Genomic DNA, 16,988 nt, shown 5'->3' on the forward strand with positions numbered 1-16,988 from the left:
GTGGTGATCTATATATTTCAGCAAAGCACTATTTTAACGTGTTTCATGCGGTTTGGGTTAGGAAGATGAGACTTTGCCCGTGAATTGGTGGCGTCGGCTTAACATCAGCAAGACCACAAAAATAGCAGCACTCAACAGTAGCGCCAGCAGATTGGCATTCACCCAGCCCAACTGAGTCAAAATCGGTGCTGGCAGGAAAGCGCCTAAAGTTGCGCATAAGGCAATGATTGTTTCATTCATACCTTGTACACGATGCTTTTGCTGTTCATTTAATCCAGCCAGTAAGGTAGAGGCACCAGAATATGCAAAGTTCCAGCCCACACCCAATACAATCAGGGCAGCATTAATATAAAGCCCCTCTTGTCCAAGCATTGGAATCAAAGAAGACAACATCAGTAAAATAAAACCCGCATAGATCGTGCGATGCGTTCCCCAACGTTGAATCAGCTTAGACACAAAGAAAGAAGGAATAAACATGGCCAAGACATGGAGCTGGATAGAGATCGAAGCGTACTGAAATGAATGATGTTCCTTTAAATGTAAAGAAGACATAATCATCATGACATTCATCACATAATAGGCAAATGCCCCACTGATCACAGCCGAGATAATCAGATTAATCGGTAATTTAGCGCGCTGTATGCTATCAATCACAACTTGCTGTGCCTGCTGTAATTTAAATTTCTGATTCCATAAATACAAAATTGGCGATAACAACACAGCCAATACACTGAAAATTAAATAGATCGCAGTAAAATCAGGTAAGCCTTGTATCTGTTGAAACTGAATCGCTAACATCGGTGCAATTACAGCGGCAACTACACCACCAGAAATGACCATCGCTGTCGCTTTCGGGATTAAATCTGATGCTAGACGATCCGAGGCAGCAAAGCGGTAAAAGTTAGCCGTAGAAATGAATAAACCGAGTGAAAAGTGACTGAGACACAATAAATAAAACTGTTCAGTCTGTAAGGCAAGATAACCAAACACACCTGCCAGAAACAGACAAATGCATCCCAACTGGAACACCAGATGTCGCCCTAGCTTTTTCATTAAAAATGAAAAGATAAAGGTGGTCATTAATATCGCTAAAAACTGCAAACCATAGGGCACTGTCGCCAAGGCCTGCGTGGGTGCAAGTTTTAACCCCACAATTGCTGAAACCGTTACCGATAATACTGCTGCAATTAAATTAAATGCTTGTGCAACCAATAAATAATAAACATATCGTGGCAGTTGATTCAAAGCCATCATCCTTAATGATTAATTAAAAACACCTTAACTCTGAACCGCTAAAATTTAAACAAAAAAATAAGGAAATTAACCTTTCATTTTTTTAACTCTTATTTTAGAGATTTTATTAAAAAAGTAACTAGCCCAACAACCTAACTCAAGTTATTAGAATCCATTGCATCGTAAATAAAAAAGGAAACTAACAAGGATTATTGTATGATAAAAAATAATTCATTCGAAAACATAATTATGAATAAACAAGATCAACAAAATATTATCTTATGTATTCCTGGTATCTGGAAAAATCATCAAGACTTATTACATGCTCTCCTTACTTATGACACAGGATATATTTACGCAGGTGTAATTATTAAATCTTTAACCAGTGATTATTTTGCTGAAATTGAAGAATATCAAAATGATCCTAACGTCAGTCAGGTATTTAGGCAGCAGAGTATGAATCGTTTTTCAGAGCGAGAATTACAAGAAATCGAACAACATCATATGGTCATTTATGTGATTTGCGAAGCTGGATCAATAGCGTTAGCACAACACGCTTTATTATTGGGTCAGGCTCTACTCAAAGCGGGTGGCTTAGCCATTAAAATTGAAACATCTGGAATAACTCATCTTCGATCTGATTGGCTAAAGTTCGATGCAGAGAATCTATTTGATTTATATAAGGCATTTATTGCAACTGTTTATGATCAGGACTCACTTTATTCTTGTGGCATGCATCAATTTGGGAAATCTGATGGATGTATAGATTTAAAAGTAGAACATGCTTCATATATTTTGAATCAATTTTTACTCTATCTCCTTATAGAAAACCCAACACTTTTAGAGAAACAAACTTTTTCTGTAGAAGAAGGTGCCGAAGTATTAAAACTTCATAGAAAAGAATCGAGTGATTTCTTCGAGAAGGACTCACTATATTTTAATCGATGGGGTGTTTGGTGGTTGAAGCCGAACTTTAGCTTAAAGAAGTTATTCAAATTTAGCTAAATTTTGACGTGAAAAAAAGCCCTGTAAATTTACAGGGCCATATCAAACTAAGCAGCAATCAAATTGCGTAATACATAATGCAAGATACCGCCTGCCTTAAAGTATTCCACCTCATTCAAGGTGTCGATTCGACAGAGCACTTTAAATTTGGCCTGACTGCCATCTTCCCGAACCACTTCAACATCGAGTGTCTGATGCGGTTGGATATCATCGGACAAGCCATGAATAGAAATAACTTCATGCCCAGTTAAGTTCAAGGATTGACGAGTTTGTCCATCTACAAATTGCAATGGCAACACGCCCATTCCCACCAGATTCGAGCGGTGGATCCGTTCAAAACTTTCTGCGATAACGGCTTTAACGCCAAGTAAGTTGGTTCCTTTGGCAGCCCAGTCCCGTGAAGAACCTGTACCATATTCCTTACCGGCAATAATCACCAATGGCGTGTGTTGCTGCTGATAACGCATAGCGGCATCATAAATCGCCATCTTTTCGCCTGTCGGGATATAAAGCGTATTACCACCTTCTTCTCCACCAAGCATCTCATTTTTAATCCGGATATTGGCAAAGGTACCGCGCATCATCACTTCATGGTTACCACGTCGCGATCCATAAGAGTTAAAGTCTTTCGGCTCAACGCCCAGATCCTGTAAATAACGTCCAGCAGGACTATCTTTCTTGATATTACCCGCAGGTGAGATATGGTCGGTTGTAACCGAGTCTCCCAGCACAGCCAGAATATTCGCCTGTTCAATATTGCGGATGGCTTTCGGCGGCTGGTTAATTTCCTCAAAAAATGGAGGATGGCGAATATAGGTTGAGTTGTTTTGCCAAGCGTAAGTCTGGCTCTGTGGAATCTGGATCGCTTGCCATGTCGCATCTCCATCAAAGACCGCGGCATATTCCTTATGGAACATGTCTGTATTCACTTTCTTTAAGACGGTATCAATTTCAGACTGACTTGGCCAAATATCTTTGAGATAAACATCTTGCCCATCTTTGCCTTGTCCAATTGGCTGAGTGGTTAAATCGGTACGGATATTGCCTGTTAGGCCATAAGCAACGACTAATGGTGGTGATGCCAGCCAATTGGTTTTCACCAATGGATGCACACGTCCTTCAAAGTTACGGTTTCCTGAAAGTACCGATGCCACATTTAAGTCATGACATTGAATGGCTGCTTCAATCGGTTCAGGTAGCGGCCCCGAGTTGCCGATACAGGTTGTACACCCATATCCCACTAAGTTATAGCCCAATTGATCCAGATAAGGCGTTAAACCTGCTGCTGCCAGATAATCCGTCACCACTTTAGAGCCCGGCGCAAGTGAGCTTTTGACCCAAGGTTTACGCTGCAAGCCTTTTTCAATCGCTTTTTTAGCCAGTAGACCCGCAGCCAGCATCACACTTGGGTTTGAGGTATTGGTACAAGAGGTGATCGCAGAAATGACGACATCACCATCGTTTAAAGGATAAGATTTTCCATCAATGGTACAAGATGGTTCTTCATGCGCAAGATTGGCTTTCTTGGCCTCTACTGCCGTACCGCCACCACCTTCATTTTCCAAACGCTCTTTGGCTTCTTTGGCAGGTTTCAGGTTCAGCTCCATTAAGGCATTAAAGGTTTTTGGTACATCAGACAACAACACCCGATCTTGGGGACGTTTCGGCCCTGCCAGACTGGCTTGCACCGTGCCCATATCCAGACTCAAAGTGTCGGTAAAAACAGGCTCATCGCCTGCATTACGCCACAGCCCCTGAGCTTTACTATATGCTTCAACCAAATCAATACGTTCTTGCTGGCGGCCTGTCAGAGCTAAATAACCGAGTGTGACTTCATCGATTGGGAAGAAACCACAGGTCGCACCATACTCTGGTGCCATATTGGCAATCGTGGCACGGTCTGCCAACGGTAAATCAGCCAGACCATCGCCATAGAATTCAACAAATTTACCCACTACACCTTTTTGACGTAGCATCTGGGTAATGGTCAATACCAGATCAGTTGCAGTAATGCCTTCATTCAATTTACCCGTCAATTTGAAACCAATCACTTCTGGAATCAACATCGATACAGGCTGTCCCAGCATTGCCGCTTCAGCTTCAATCCCACCCACACCCCAACCAAGTACACCCAATCCATTAATCATGGTGGTATGTGAGTCTGTGCCGACCAAAGTATCTGGAAAAGCAAAGTTTTGCCCTTCATCTTCTCCCAGCCACACCGCTTGCGCCAGATACTCCAGATTGACCTGATGGCAAATCCCTGTACCTGGGGGAACAACACTAAAGTTATTAAATGCAGACTGTCCCCAACGCAGGAATTGATAGCGCTCACCATTACGCTGCATTTCAATTTCAACGTTCTCGGCAAAGGCCTGATCATTGGCGAAATAATCCACCATCACCGAATGGTCAATGACCAGATCCACTGGCGAAAGTGGGTTAATACGGTTCGGATCCCCTCCTGCTTGCGCCATTGCTGCACGCATGGCAGCCAGATCAACGACGGCGGGAACACCAGTGAAATCCTGCATCAATACACGGGCAGGACGATATTGAATTTCCTGATCGGAGCGTTTGCTTTTCTGCCAGTCTACCAGCGCCTGAATATGCTCAACTTTTACACTTTTTCCATCTTCAAAGCGCAGTAAATTTTCTAGCAAAACCTTGAGTGATTTGGGTAAACGGTCAATGTTACCCAGTGTCTGCGCGGCTCGGGTGAGGTTAAAAATTTGATAGGATTTCGAACCGACTGTTAGTGTTTGTAATGCATTGAAACTATTGATTTTGCTATATCTGGCCATAAGGTTACCCTCCCAGTATTGGCTGATTGTTTATTATGAAGTTCTTTCTTTAATGTACCCCTGTTTGAAAAAGGATGTGTTCCCTTTTAGTTACCTTATTTTTAACGGGATTATTATTGTGATCCGAGATGTAAGGCGGCACATGAGTTTTGCCAAAGTTGCTGGGCAAGTTGTGCTTGAGGTCGCTCAAGTATTTGCGCCAGACTGTCTAAAACATAAGGTAAATTAACAGGTGTATTGCGGGTTCGATGTTCAGTTGAAGTCTGGCAGCACAACGGCGTCATATCTGGACAATCGGTTTCAATGACCAGATGTTCCGAACCAATGGCATGAACCACCTGATGTAGTTTTTTGGCATTTGGATTGGTAATTTGCCCTGTGATGCCGATTTTAAAACCCAGCTTGATCATGGCTTTGGCTTCTTCAACACCGCCGCTGAAGGCATGCGCAATCCCACCCAATTTGAATTTTTGAGTTTTTAAAATTGCAATCGTATCAGCATGCGCTTTACGGATATGTAATAACACCGGTTTCTGATATTGCTTGGCGAGTTGCAATTGCTCAATAAAATAATGCTGTTGTTTGCTAAATAATTCTGGCTGTTTATGTTCTTTTAAAAAAGTATCCAGACCAATTTCACCCACCGCCACACAATCATGCTGCTGCAAAATCTGTTCTAAATCTTGTAAATGTTCTGGCTGATGTTGTTCGATATAAAATGGATGTAATCCAGGCGCAAGATAAGACTGCGGCACATTCTCCCAGCTTTGTAATTGCTGATGTGTCTGGATCAGGTCATTAAATCGTGATTGTAGAAATCCGATTAATACCAATGCATCGACCCCAACCCGTTTGGCCTGCTCAGCCAGATGTTGCCGATCATGATCGAAATCGGCAACATCAAAATGGGTATGGGTATCGAACAGTTGCATTAGCGCTTACTTGTTCTCATTTGCGACAGGGGTAGATGCAGCTGGCGCGTCCACCTTTGGTAAATATTCAGGTTTTAATACTCCTTGTAATTCACTAAATGGAATCACCAGACGCGGTAAACCGACCACATAAGGGCCAATGTCATATTCACCATATTGCAGGATCAAGCCCTGTTCGCCCAATAAGAAATTATCTGTCAGCTGAAATGGCCAAGCCTGCTCATATTCTTTAGGATCAGTAGCTAGCTTTGAATCCACAATCCATGTTTTAAATGCTTCATGTGCCAGCTTCTCTAAAGTCGCTTTTTGTTTTGGCAATAACAGATCATGCAACTGAACCTGTTTCTGATTTGCCAAATCAAAGTTGTAATAACGTTGTGAGGTTGCACCATGTGCCCCACCTAAATAACTGCTGCTATTGAGCACCACTGTTGCCAGCTTACCTTTCGGCTGCAGGATCTTCGGCTTGATCATTAAGCTGATTTGATGGCTACTACTTAAGGCTTTCAGCTCTTCATCAATTTTGACAAATGAATCTGCATATAACTGCGCCTGACTGTCCAGATCTGATTTGGATTCAGTGTTTTTGGGTGTTGAAGCCGCAGGTGTATCTGCATCCACCACCTCTAGCATCCGACCAAGCTGGTTAAGAATTTGTTGATCCAGTAATTGATCGATAAATGGGAAATTACTTTGCAAGCGTTCAACAGTAAAATCTGGGCAGGTATTGCCTTTGCATTCAGGTAATTTCACCTGAATCTTAACAGTTTCCCCTTGTAAAACAGGTTCAGCCTGCTGCTGCACCGCAGGTGGATTTTGCGGCTTATCCTGTGATTCTTTTGGCTCTGATTTCGGCTGGCATGCTGCAAGCAAAACAGCACATGCAAGAACGCTATATTTATAAAATGTTTTCATCTGAGACCTATAAGCATTGTTATTACACAAGATTTTTAAATGCTATCGAAGTTAGTGCAAAACTGCTAGAAGCACATGCAATTTCTATACGAAACTCAAAAAAGCTGTTCTAAACGGAATCAAAACATGCGTTGATAAATTTCAGCTTGCAGCATTTTTTGAGTCTGTTCAGTGGTTAAATAAATATCCAGTTGTGGGGCATCTTTACTGATTTCATTGGCACGATAATGTAAGCCAATGCCTTCCCCATCAAAGAACCAGTCTGCTTGCCCCCAATACAGTTTTTTCGGTACCTGTTTTTTTACTTCTGCCGATTGTTTTGCAATCCATTGTTGATAATGCGCCTGAACAATTTCGTTTAATGCATTTTGCTGGTCTTTCTGGATCACATCTAGCACGCTGAGACTCTTCTGCAACTTACGGTCTGCAACAAAGAAATAGAAGCGATCTTTCACTGCCATATCTTCTTGCTGGGCATTAACCCCAACTTGTAACAGTACATATTGATTGCGCTGTGAAGCGATTCGGGTATTCAGGTGCAGCTCATAAGCCTTATTTTTTGAATATTTGTCCTGCCACTCATCTGACTTTTTCACATAGGCATTAATGGCTTGTTGCAAGGTCAGGTTTTTATCCAGTTCAATTTGTTGCTGAATCACTTTGGACTGATTTTTTGCAATCCATGCATTTAGCCATTCGTCCTGAGTTTTTACCGTCTGGATATCGACATCAATACAGTTTTTCTTTTCACAAAATGGCAAAGCATAGTCTGCCTTGGCCTCTTTCATATTTAAGTAAGGCAGGACTTCAGCTTTTTCGACGGGTGCCGCAGCCTGTTTGCTTTCGGCGGTATCGGCTTTATTTTTATCTGGATGATCACATGCGGTTAAAGCCATCATTCCAATCAAGACACTGACAGCAAAAAGTGGTTTTAAAGCATTCATTTCATCATCCTTTATTTTTAGATCATTCAATTAAAAACAGCCTCTAATTAGAAGCTGTTTTTATGCAATTTAGTGTTCTCGTGTGTTACGGAACTGGATATCAGGCCAACGTTCTTGCATCAACTGCAAGTTTACACGGCTTGGTGCCAAATAAGTTAGGTGACCGCCACCATCAACAGAAAGCTGATCATGCGCCTTTTTCTTAAACTCATTCAGGATTTTGTCATCATCACAATGAATCCAGCGTACCGTATGAACACTCACAGGCTCATAAATACAGTCCACTTTATATTCTTCTTTTAAGCGATATGCGACCACATCAAACTGTAACACACCGACTGCACCAACAATCAGGTCATTACTGATTTGTGGCATAAACACCTGTGTTGCACCTTCTTCAGATAACTCTTTCAAACCTTTTTGCAATTGCTTCGATTTCAAAGGATCTTTCAAGCGTACACGGCGGAACATTTCAGGTGCGAAGTGTGGAATACCGGTAAAGTGTAAGTTTTCACCGCTGGTAAAGGTATCACCAATCTGGATGGTACCGTGGTTATGCAAACCAATGATATCACCCGGCCAAGCTTCTTCCAGATGCTCACGCTCACCCGCAAGGAAAGTCAATGCATCACTGATACGCACGTCTTTACCGATACGTACATGATTCATTTTCAAGCCTTTTTCATATTTACCTGAGCAAATACGCATGAAGGCAATACGGTCACGGTGTTTCGGGTCCATATTGGCCTGAATCTTAAAGACAAAGCCAGTAAAACCTTCTTCTTTCGCTTCAACCACACGTTCTTGGGTTGGATGCGCTTTTGGTTCTGGTGCCCAGTTAATAAAGGTATCCAAAACATGGTCAACCGCGAAGTTACCCAATGCGGTACCAAAAAGCACAGGCGTTTGCTTGCCTTGTAAGAATAATTCACGGTCTAGTGGTTCATTGGCCATTTGAACCAGCTCAAGAGATTCTTCAAAAGAAGCCCATGCCAACTCACCCACTTTTTCACGGATATCTGGATGATCATAACCATCACGAACATCGATATCGGTAATGGTTGAACCAAAACCAGCCTTATAGACATAAAGCTTGTCTTCCAGCAGGTTATAGACACCTGCAAAGTCACGTCCCATACCTAAAGGCCATGTGATTGGTACACAACGGATGTTTAGAACATTTTCAATTTCATCCAGTAACTCTAATGGCTCACGGATTTCACGGTCCATTTTGTTCACGAATGAAATGATTGGCGTGTCGCGCATACGACACACTTCCATCAATTTAATGGTACGTTCTTCGACACCTTTTGCACCGTCGATCACCATCAATGCAGAGTCAACCGCCGTTAAGGTACGGTATGTATCTTCCGAGAAGTCTTCATGTCCCGGCGTATCCAGCAAGTTGATCGTGTGCTTTTTATAAGGAAACTGCATCACTGACGTGGTAATCGAGATGCCACGCTCTTTTTCCATTTCCATCCAGTCAGATGTGGCAGAACGGTCAGACTTACGGCTTTTTACCATCCCAGCAACCTGAATTGCCTTACCCCATAACAACAGTTTTTCTGTCATGGTGGTCTTACCAGCATCGGGGTGGGAAATGATCGCAAAAGTCCTGCGACTTGCGACTTCTTTAGCTAATTGCTCTTTAAACATAGGGAAAATCTTCAATATGTACACAGTTATGTACACATTTATAAATATGTACTTGAACTGAAAAAGTGGTAATTCAAAATTGGCGCAATTGTAGCAGATTTAGAGAAGATATTGATTGATTGTTGATAGATCTTGAGTTATCCACATCACAGTTAAAATCCACCTTATTTATTAACCTTTTATGACAATCTCATCATCAAAAGCTCACTTTATATTCAGCAGAATTTTTTAGCCATATACTCCCTTTGCCTAAAAATCGTTAAGGACATAAGAGTGAGTAAATCAGTACTTTTAGCTGAGCTAAATGCGATGATTGACCATTATTTTATAAGAAATGGCTCTCAACCGACTCAAATCCTACTTGGCTATAAAGCCTATACAGAGCTGATGCAAGATCAAAGTTTTGCAAATGAAATCAAAAACTCAGCCCTTGATCCCAATAAACGTAAGTATAAAAAACTAAAAATTAAAGTGACCAAGGACGATCATCAACTGGAACTCGAGTAACCCGATACCTACCGCTCTAAGCAGAGCATCTAATCAACCCAATCCTGAGCCAAGATTCCTCAGGTTGCCCACTCTATTGATTTAGGTAATACTGAATAAAATGAGTAAGACCTCTCAATCCCATGAATCAAAAAAGCATATCCATTGTGCTCATTCCCGGCTTTATGTTAGACGAATCACTTTGGGATGAACTTGTTCCACTGCTCCCGGAAACATGGAATATCAGGAGAGCCAATTTATTACAGGGCGAGACAATTGCTGAAATTGCTCAGAACATTGCAAAAGATGCGCCTAAGGAATTTATACTCGTCGGGTTTTCATTAGGCGGCTATATTGCCCGATCTTTAACTGAACAATTTCCAGAGAAAGTTTCTAGCTTAATTCTTATTGCCTCATCTTTACGACCTGACACAGAAGAACAGAAACAACAAAAGCTCACCGCGATCCGACTCAGCACCAAAGAAAAATTTCATGGTTTGAGTTCAATTTCTATCGCCAAAACCCTTCATCCAGCGGATGCACAAAATAAGCAGCTGATTAAACGCATTCAAAAAATGGGGATCAACCTTGGTTATGAGGCTTTCGTGAGGCAATCTCTATTAAACAGAAAATGTGGAGATATCAATAAAATAAGCTGCCCAACACTTATTATCTCTGCTGCTCAAGATCAACTCCGCTCAAAAGAAGAAGCACTGGAGTTTTCTCATAAAATTCGTGATTCAAAATTAGCAGTAATCGAAAATTCTGGACATATGATCCCCCTTGAGCAGCCTGAACAATTGGCTCAGGTCATTTCAGAATGGGGCAACCAATAAGTACAAATGACTCCAATCAATTGAGATCTGAATTTCTAAACCAGTTTTTCCATGAACTGGTATAGCGGGTTTCAATTGAAATCGCTGGGATCAATTTGCTTCTTAAAACCTCGGTTTGATCTATGCTTTTTGCCAATCGGGCTTTGACTGAATGGATACATTCACGATCCCCAAATTCACATCGATCTAGGGTTGTGCCGCCACATGGACCATTGGCAAGACCTTTGGGGCAGGTTTCAGGGCAGATATAAAGCGTATCATCCAGTCGGCAGTGACCACAGCTTTCGCAACCCACCAGCTGTTGTTTGCTCCAATGTTCCATTTTCAGTAAAAGATGCTGCGGTCGTGGTTTATTCCAGAAATTGGCTTTAAAAATAAAACGTCCAACCCCTAAGGCAGCCTGAGAAGCAAAAAAAATGTGGTGCATTAAATGCATTTTCTTATATTTAAGAATTTGAATCTGGGAAACAGGTTTTGAAAAAGTGGACAGCTCAGGTTTAAGCTCAAGGCCTGAATCCATTTTCCACAGCTCTTTCCATGCTTTTTCACAAGCTTCTAAAGACCAGTTTTCAAATTGCTTTAAAAACTGTTCCAGTTTCTGTTGTTCTTGTGGCTTATGACAAGCCGATAAATGCACACCAACATAACCGAGATGTTTACAGAGCAATATCTGCAATGCACAACGCGCGTAGACATTTGCTTCCGCCTGAACAGGATCCGCCGCATACTCACGCTCAAGAACATCCACAATATGTGGAGCAATCACCAGTCCAGCGATCTGATTTTTCACCATAAATTGCGCGCGTTTTAAAGTCAGTGGCATTACGCAAGCAATTAAAGGAAATTCGTTATAATTCTGAGAGATAAAGGATTGGCTATGCTGAAGACAATCTAGATCAAATCCAAGCTGAGTAATCAGAAAATCTGCACCCGCTTTTATCTTTTTATGCAATTTTAGATATTGGGCATCCCGCTCAGCCTCAGTATATTTAAATGGATTAAAAGCCACTCCAATATTAAACACATTCCGTTGTTTGGCTGCCATCACGGCACTCACAGACTCTAAATAACGAGAGCGTTGTGCAGGAATTTCCCGCCCAAAATTATGGTTCTTCAGCTTATCTCCAGTTAATAAAAGAAGATTGTGATATCCCTGCTGCTCGGCCTGATCGAGAAAGTGTTCAAATTCTTTAATATCTCGACCTTTACCTGAAAAATGTAGAAGTTTTTCAATTTCAGAAGAATATCTTTGTGCCAATTCTAATGGCGCTGGATCTTCGTCACTGTGCACGCGATCGGCCAAAGTCATCATTGCTGGAAAGCCAGCCAGACTTTGTGTTACAGCCAAGGTATCACGCTTAGAGCAAAGATATTCCACCAGAATACAGAATCGTTTCTGCTCTAAACACTGAGAAAATAAAGACATAATGAAAGAGATTTAAAAAGGAAGAAGTCAGACAAATACTGCTGGCCTGAAATTATAAGTGATACGCTTTGAAAGTAAACCTTAGAATAATTTTGGGTTCAGTGGCTTCAAATTATGGGCACGCTATCGTCGTGAAATGCCCGCTACGCCTAATGAAAAACATAAACATGAATTTTACTCACTTTCCATTGAAACAAAATCATTTTTATTCATGTCATGTTTCAAGTATAAATTAACTCATGCTCTTCATACGAGACAATCTGAACGTTGATTCTGATTGAACTGCTTCGGCAAACATCAGAACAGACTGAAAATCCGATTGACTGGGAAGATCCAAAAAATTGGAACATCCAGAAAGGGCAACACAGAAATAAGGTTTTATCTCAGAAATTAGGGTATCAGATCATCATGAGCAAAGAGTTTACATTTACGATTAAGCGCATTAGTTTCGATGAAAACTATCAGCCCTCAGACAATACGCGTATCACCACCAACTTTGCCAATTTGGCAAGAGGTGAAAGTCGTCAAGAGAATCTGCGCAATACCTTAAAGATGATTAACAATCGTTTTAATAGTCTGGCGCATTGGGATAACCCGACAGCAGACCGTTATTCTGTTGAGCTTGAAATCATTTCAGTTGATATTGATGTTGAAGGCAAAGGTGAGACCTTCCCTACCATTGAAATCCTGAAAACAAATATTGTTGATCATAAAAACAATCAACGCATTGATGGCATCGTAGGAAACAATTTTTCCTCATATGTCCGTGATTATGATTTTAGCGTATTACTGCTCGAACATAATAAAGATAAACCGCAATTTAGCCTTCCAGAAAACTATGGCGAGCTACATGGGAAAATCTTTAAATCATTCTTGGATTCAAAAACTTATAGCAGTAATTTCCAGAAATCTCCTGTGATTTGCCTGAGCGTTTCAAGTAGTAAGACTTATCATCAAACTGCAAATCAGCATCCGGTCTTGGGGGTTGAATATCAACAAGATGAATATTCTTTAACGGATCAATATTTCGAGAAAATGGGCTTGAAGGTTCGCTATTTCATGCCGCCAAATAGCGTTGCACCGTTAGCGTTTTATCATCGCGGGGATCTACTTGATGATTACACCGATCTTGAACTGATCGGCACCATTAGCACGATGGAAACTTTCCAGAAAATCTATCGTCCAGAAATCTATAACGCGAATTCGGCAGCAGGAAAAACCTACCAGCCAAGCTTAAAGCATCAGGACTATTCATTAACACGTATTGTTTATGACCGGGAAGAACGCAGCCAGTTGGCGATTAAACAAGGCAAATTTACTGAAGAACAGTTCATCAAGCCTTATCAAACGATTCTTCAGCAATGGGCTGCAAACTAATTACTTTATTCACCTAGATAAACAAGATTATTGATTATGAAAATATTATTACCGACTTCAACTGCTGGCAGCTTACCGAAACCCTCTTGGCTGGCAGAGCCAGAAAAACTTTGGTCACCTTGGAAGTTGCAAGATGAGCAATTAATTGAAGGCAAACAGGATGCATTGCGTCTGTCCTTACAAGAACAACGCCATGCAGGGATTGATATTGTCAGCGATGGCGAGCAAACCCGCCAACATTTTGTCACCACCTTCATTGAACATCTTGATGGTGTCGACTTTGAAAAACGCGAAACAGTCCGAATCCGTAACCGCTATGATGCAAGCGTGCCATCGGTCGTCGGTGCAGTGTCTCGTCAAAAACCAGTGTTTGTTGAAGATGCCAAGTTTTTACGCCAGCAAACCAATCAACCGATCAAATGGGCGCTACCTGGCCCAATGACCATGATTGATACACTTTATGATGGTCACTATAAAAGCCGTGAAAAACTGGCTTGGGAATTCGCCAAAATCCTGAATCAGGAAGCAAGAGAACTAGAAGCTGCTGGCGTCGATATTATTCAATTTGATGAACCTGCATTTAATGTATTTTTTGATGAAGTAAATGACTGGGGTGTGGCGACTTTAGAGCGTGCACTGGAAGGGCTGAAATGTGAAACGGCCGTACACATTTGCTACGGTTACGGCATCAAAGCCAATACTGACTGGAAAAAAACACTCGGTTCGGAATGGCGCCAATATGAAGAAGCCTTTCCGAAGTTACAACAATCTAAAATCGATATCATCTCACTCGAGTGTCAGAACTCGCGTGTGCCAATGGATCTGATTGAACTGATTCGCGGCAAAAAAGTAATGGTCGGTGCGATTGATGTTGCAACAGATCAGATTGAAACACCTGAAGACGTTGCCAATACGCTCCGTAAAGCACTTCAGTTTGTTGATGCCGACAAGCTCTACCCTTCAACCAACTGTGGTATGGCGCCTTTATCACGTCGCGTCGCGACAGGTAAACTGCATGCCTTAAGCGCTGGTGCAGAAATCGTTCGAAAAGAGCTATCAGCTTAATATTTACCAATCTCTTGAGGGCTAAAGGGTTACATCAGCTAGCCCTTGGCTTCTTCAAAAGATCAGGTTCAATTTGGGAATAAAGTGATGATTGAAGCGACAGACTTTAGAAATGCAATGTCTTTATTAACCAGTGCCGTCAATGTCATTACCACGGCTGGCCTGTCTGGTCGTTATGGATTCACGGCCTCTGCTGTGTGTAGCGTTACCGACACGCCTCCGACATTATTGGTCTGCATGAATAAAGCATCGAGTTCCCATACACATTTTGTGGAAAATAAAATCCTCACCGTAAATGTATTAAGCGCTCAGCATGAACATATTTCTAAAGCGTTTTCATCCCGATTAAGCCCAGAAGAAAGATTCAAACATGGCATCTGGACAGAATTAGAAACAGGTGCACCAGTCTTAGAAGATGCGCTGGTCAATTTTGATTGTGAAATCGAGCAGATTCAAGAAGTCGGAACCCATACCATCTTTATTTGTCGTATTGTGGCGATTAAGAAAAGCCATCATGATCAAAGTCTGGTTTATTTTAATCGTGCTTATCATCAAGTGGGGCTGACGGAAATCGCTTAACTTCAGCTTTTGTATCAATCCTATTTCCGCCTTAAATTAAAATCTTCTGTTTAGCACTCCACCTAATGTGGATATGTCTTCATTTATCCACAAGTGCACCCCTGCTGATCTTCAATGGCTCATCATCTTCTTTGCAGAATATCTATCATCCAACTTGAGAACCGCCAGTCAAACGCGATGACTTTAGCTTATCGCCTGATTCAGTTAGGATGAAGTAGGTTTCGAAACGTCATCTCTTCTGTTGCATTCTTAAAAGAGTAAAAAATATGTCACAACAAGATTTTGAAAATGGATTAAAAGTTCGTACTGAAGTTATGGGCGAATCATTTGTAAAGCGTGCACAAGACAATACCGTGCCTTTCACTCAACCGTTACAAGACTGGATTAATGAACATGCTTGGGGATCAACCTGGCAACGTGAAGGTGTATTACCGCGTAAATATCGCTCTCTGGTGACAATCGCTTTCTTAACCGCACTGAAAAGTCCAACTGAACTCAAAGGACATATTCGCGGAGCTTTAAATAATGGCGCCAGTGTTGAGGAAATTCAGGAAGTCTTGTTACATAGCCTGCCATATTGCGGCGCACCTGCAACTCAGGAAGCTTTTCGGGCGGCACTTGAAGTGATTAATGAACATCAAAAGGATCTATAAGAAATTTATTATATATTTTCAATAAGATATAACGTTATTTTATAAAAAAGCCCTTATATATTAAGGGCTTTTTAAATATATTGTGTAAACTTTAAAAGATGATGCTATTCCAGAATAATGGCTTGTTTTTGCGATGGATAACGTAATCAGTCTCTTAGGTATACTTTTATACCGTTTACTTAATTATCATTAAAATAATGTTTTTTAATGATTTTAATAAAAGAATCGGCTTGATCAATGCCTATATACTGAGAGATCACGACACCAACATTTAAATGTAGAGAAAAATCATTTAACTCAATAACTTCTAAATCACTATTTTCTAATGCGAATTTGTCGAAAAAAGGTTTAGGAAAGACACCTAAGCCTTCACCTTTCAAAATACTTTGTAATTGAAATTCAACGCCAAAGATTTCTTTGTTGATATAAAATCCTAACTGCTTATCGTATAAAACTTTAGCCAAACTTTCTCTGAAGCAACATCCTTCTGGATGTAAAATCCAACCTTTTTTACTACATTTTTCCAGACTATTATATTTATAAGCTTCTCCTTTTTTACCCACAATCACAAAAGGAAGTGTTCCAATCTTTGAGAAATTTATATTTTCCGGAAGCTGGAGATTTGATGGAATCATCAATGCAGCCAGATCAATTTCACCCTCATGAATTTGTTGAACCAGACTACGTCCCCAACCACTCGAAATATCAATTTCAGAGAGATGAGTCACCTGTTTCGATTCATAGATAACTGTATCTAATAAATCATCAATCAGTGTTTGTGGTATTCCAATCTTTACTACTTTTTCAAAAATTTCATTGTTTTCATAGTGAAAACTTTTGAGTAATTCTAATTGCTTTAAGATAAAGCATCCTTTGAAGTAAACTTTTTCCCCTAACCGTGTCAACTGCAGGGGTCGCGTTTTTCTATTTAGTAGCGCACCTTTTACTTTTCCTTCAACATTATAAATGCGCTTGGTGACTGTTGATTGCTTCACGCCTAACTTCTCTGAAGCAATCGTTATTGATTGATTATCAACAACGTATATAAAAGCTTTTAGATCCCTAATATCCAAA

15 protein-coding genes are annotated in these 16,988 nt (G+C 40.9%); 7 read left to right on the forward strand and 8 right to left on the reverse strand.

Going from position 1 to position 16,988, the window contains the following annotated elements; all coding sequences use genetic code 11:
• Positions 1-57: 57 nt before the first annotated feature.
• A complete protein-coding gene (locus tag AWW72_RS08025; protein ID WP_062847011.1) occupies positions 58-1,251 on the reverse strand; it encodes an MFS transporter in 1,194 nt (397 codons plus the stop codon).
• Between the two features lie 231 nt (positions 1,252-1,482).
• Between AWW72_RS08025 and AWW72_RS08030 the strand changes: the two genes are divergently transcribed.
• Positions 1,483-2,238 carry a DUF4261 domain-containing protein gene (locus tag AWW72_RS08030; protein WP_062847042.1) on the forward strand — a complete coding sequence of 252 codons (756 nt, stop codon included), beginning with the start codon at positions 1,483-1,485 and terminating at the stop codon, positions 2,236-2,238.
• A 47-nt stretch (positions 2,239-2,285) separates the two neighbouring features.
• On the opposite strand, the gene acnA is transcribed toward AWW72_RS08030, so the two are convergent.
• The 5 genes from acnA to AWW72_RS08055 all read right to left on the reverse strand — a co-directional run bounded on the left by acnA (position 2,286) and on the right by AWW72_RS08055 (position 9,492).
• On the reverse strand, positions 2,286-5,042 hold the full coding sequence (acnA, locus tag AWW72_RS08035) for an aconitate hydratase AcnA (protein ID WP_062847012.1): 2,757 nt from the start codon (positions 5,040-5,042) through the stop codon (positions 2,286-2,288).
• A gap of 113 nt (positions 5,043-5,155) precedes the next feature.
• Positions 5,156-5,974, reverse strand: a complete 819-nt coding sequence (locus AWW72_RS08040; protein WP_005255151.1) for a TatD family hydrolase — start codon at positions 5,972-5,974, stop codon at positions 5,156-5,158.
• Between the two features lie 6 nt (positions 5,975-5,980).
• On the reverse strand, positions 5,981-6,889 hold the full coding sequence (locus AWW72_RS08045; RefSeq protein ID WP_062847013.1) for an RsiV family protein: 909 nt from the start codon (positions 6,887-6,889) through the stop codon (positions 5,981-5,983).
• A 119-nt stretch (positions 6,890-7,008) separates the two neighbouring features.
• Complete coding sequence (locus tag AWW72_RS08050; RefSeq protein ID WP_171254698.1) at positions 7,009-7,833, reverse strand: hypothetical protein; 825 nt, start codon at positions 7,831-7,833, stop codon at positions 7,009-7,011.
• Between the two features lie 69 nt (positions 7,834-7,902).
• On the reverse strand, positions 7,903-9,492 hold the full coding sequence (locus tag AWW72_RS08055; protein WP_005255155.1) for a peptide chain release factor 3: 1,590 nt from the start codon (positions 9,490-9,492) through the stop codon (positions 7,903-7,905).
• Between the two features lie 273 nt (positions 9,493-9,765).
• Here AWW72_RS08055 and AWW72_RS19550 point away from each other — a divergent pair, with 273 nt between their 5' ends.
• Positions 9,766-9,999, forward strand: a complete 234-nt coding sequence (locus tag AWW72_RS19550) for a hypothetical protein (protein WP_016542013.1) — start codon at positions 9,766-9,768, stop codon at positions 9,997-9,999.
• A gap of 122 nt (positions 10,000-10,121) precedes the next feature.
• Positions 10,122-10,814 carry an alpha/beta fold hydrolase gene (locus AWW72_RS08065; protein ID WP_062847015.1) on the forward strand — a complete coding sequence of 231 codons (693 nt, stop codon included), beginning with the start codon at positions 10,122-10,124 and terminating at the stop codon, positions 10,812-10,814.
• 16 nt (positions 10,815-10,830) lie between these two features.
• Here the strand turns inward: AWW72_RS08065 and AWW72_RS08070 are convergent, their stop codons facing one another.
• On the reverse strand, positions 10,831-12,240 hold the full coding sequence (locus AWW72_RS08070) for a methylenetetrahydrofolate reductase C-terminal domain-containing protein (RefSeq protein ID WP_081410371.1): 1,410 nt from the start codon (positions 12,238-12,240) through the stop codon (positions 10,831-10,833).
• 408 nt (positions 12,241-12,648) lie between these two features.
• Between AWW72_RS08070 and AWW72_RS08075 the strand changes: the two genes are divergently transcribed.
• The 4 genes from AWW72_RS08075 (at position 12,649) to AWW72_RS08090 (ending at position 15,914) form a co-directional block, all read left to right on the forward strand.
• Positions 12,649-13,617 carry a DUF1852 domain-containing protein gene (locus AWW72_RS08075; RefSeq protein ID WP_032810990.1) on the forward strand — a complete coding sequence of 323 codons (969 nt, stop codon included), beginning with the start codon at positions 12,649-12,651 and terminating at the stop codon, positions 13,615-13,617.
• Between the two features lie 36 nt (positions 13,618-13,653).
• Positions 13,654-14,682 carry a methionine synthase gene (locus tag AWW72_RS08080; RefSeq protein WP_062847017.1) on the forward strand — a complete coding sequence of 343 codons (1,029 nt, stop codon included), beginning with the start codon at positions 13,654-13,656 and terminating at the stop codon, positions 14,680-14,682.
• Between the two features lie 87 nt (positions 14,683-14,769).
• Positions 14,770-15,261 carry a flavin reductase gene (locus tag AWW72_RS08085; protein ID WP_062847043.1) on the forward strand — a complete coding sequence of 164 codons (492 nt, stop codon included), beginning with the start codon at positions 14,770-14,772 and terminating at the stop codon, positions 15,259-15,261.
• Between the two features lie 266 nt (positions 15,262-15,527).
• The gene (locus AWW72_RS08090; protein WP_004774581.1) at positions 15,528-15,914 is read left to right on the forward strand and encodes a carboxymuconolactone decarboxylase family protein; all 387 of its coding nucleotides are present in this window, start codon (positions 15,528-15,530) and stop codon (positions 15,912-15,914) included.
• A gap of 179 nt (positions 15,915-16,093) precedes the next feature.
• Here AWW72_RS08090 and AWW72_RS08095 read toward each other — a convergent pair whose 3' ends face one another.
• Positions 16,094-16,987 (reverse strand): LysR family transcriptional regulator, encoded by an 894-nt coding sequence (locus tag AWW72_RS08095; protein ID WP_004774579.1) that lies wholly within the window; start codon positions 16,985-16,987, stop codon positions 16,094-16,096.
• Between the last annotated feature and the right edge of the window lies 1 nt (position 16,988).

It is taken from the genome of Acinetobacter sp. NRRL B-65365 (assembly GCF_001605865.1).
Classification (GTDB): domain Bacteria; phylum Pseudomonadota; class Gammaproteobacteria; order Pseudomonadales; family Moraxellaceae; genus Acinetobacter; species Acinetobacter vivianii.

Coding starts and splice junctions, on each gene's coding strand:
- AWW72_RS08025 (WP_062847011.1), bottom strand. CDS start 1,251: ATGGCTTTGAATCAACTGCCACGATATGTTTATTATTTATTGGTTGCA.
- AWW72_RS08030 (WP_062847042.1), top strand. CDS start 1,483: ATGAATAAACAAGATCAACAAAATATTATCTTATGTATTCCTGGTATC.
- acnA (WP_062847012.1), bottom strand. CDS start 5,042: ATGGCCAGATATAGCAAAATCAATAGTTTCAATGCATTACAAACACTA.
- AWW72_RS08040 (WP_005255151.1), bottom strand. CDS start 5,974: ATGCAACTGTTCGATACCCATACCCATTTTGATGTTGCCGATTTCGAT.
- AWW72_RS08045 (WP_062847013.1), bottom strand. CDS start 6,889: ATGAAAACATTTTATAAATATAGCGTTCTTGCATGTGCTGTTTTGCTT.
- AWW72_RS08050 (WP_171254698.1), bottom strand. CDS start 7,833: ATGAATGCTTTAAAACCACTTTTTGCTGTCAGTGTCTTGATTGGAATG.
- AWW72_RS08055 (WP_005255155.1), bottom strand. CDS start 9,492: ATGTTTAAAGAGCAATTAGCTAAAGAAGTCGCAAGTCGCAGGACTTTT.
- AWW72_RS08065 (WP_062847015.1), top strand. CDS start 10,122: ATGAATCAAAAAAGCATATCCATTGTGCTCATTCCCGGCTTTATGTTA.
- AWW72_RS08070 (WP_081410371.1), bottom strand. CDS start 12,240: ATGTCTTTATTTTCTCAGTGTTTAGAGCAGAAACGATTCTGTATTCTG.
- AWW72_RS08075 (WP_032810990.1), top strand. CDS start 12,649: ATGAGCAAAGAGTTTACATTTACGATTAAGCGCATTAGTTTCGATGAA.
- AWW72_RS08080 (WP_062847017.1), top strand. CDS start 13,654: ATGAAAATATTATTACCGACTTCAACTGCTGGCAGCTTACCGAAACCC.
- AWW72_RS08085 (WP_062847043.1), top strand. CDS start 14,770: ATGATTGAAGCGACAGACTTTAGAAATGCAATGTCTTTATTAACCAGT.
- AWW72_RS08090 (WP_004774581.1), top strand. CDS start 15,528: ATGTCACAACAAGATTTTGAAAATGGATTAAAAGTTCGTACTGAAGTT.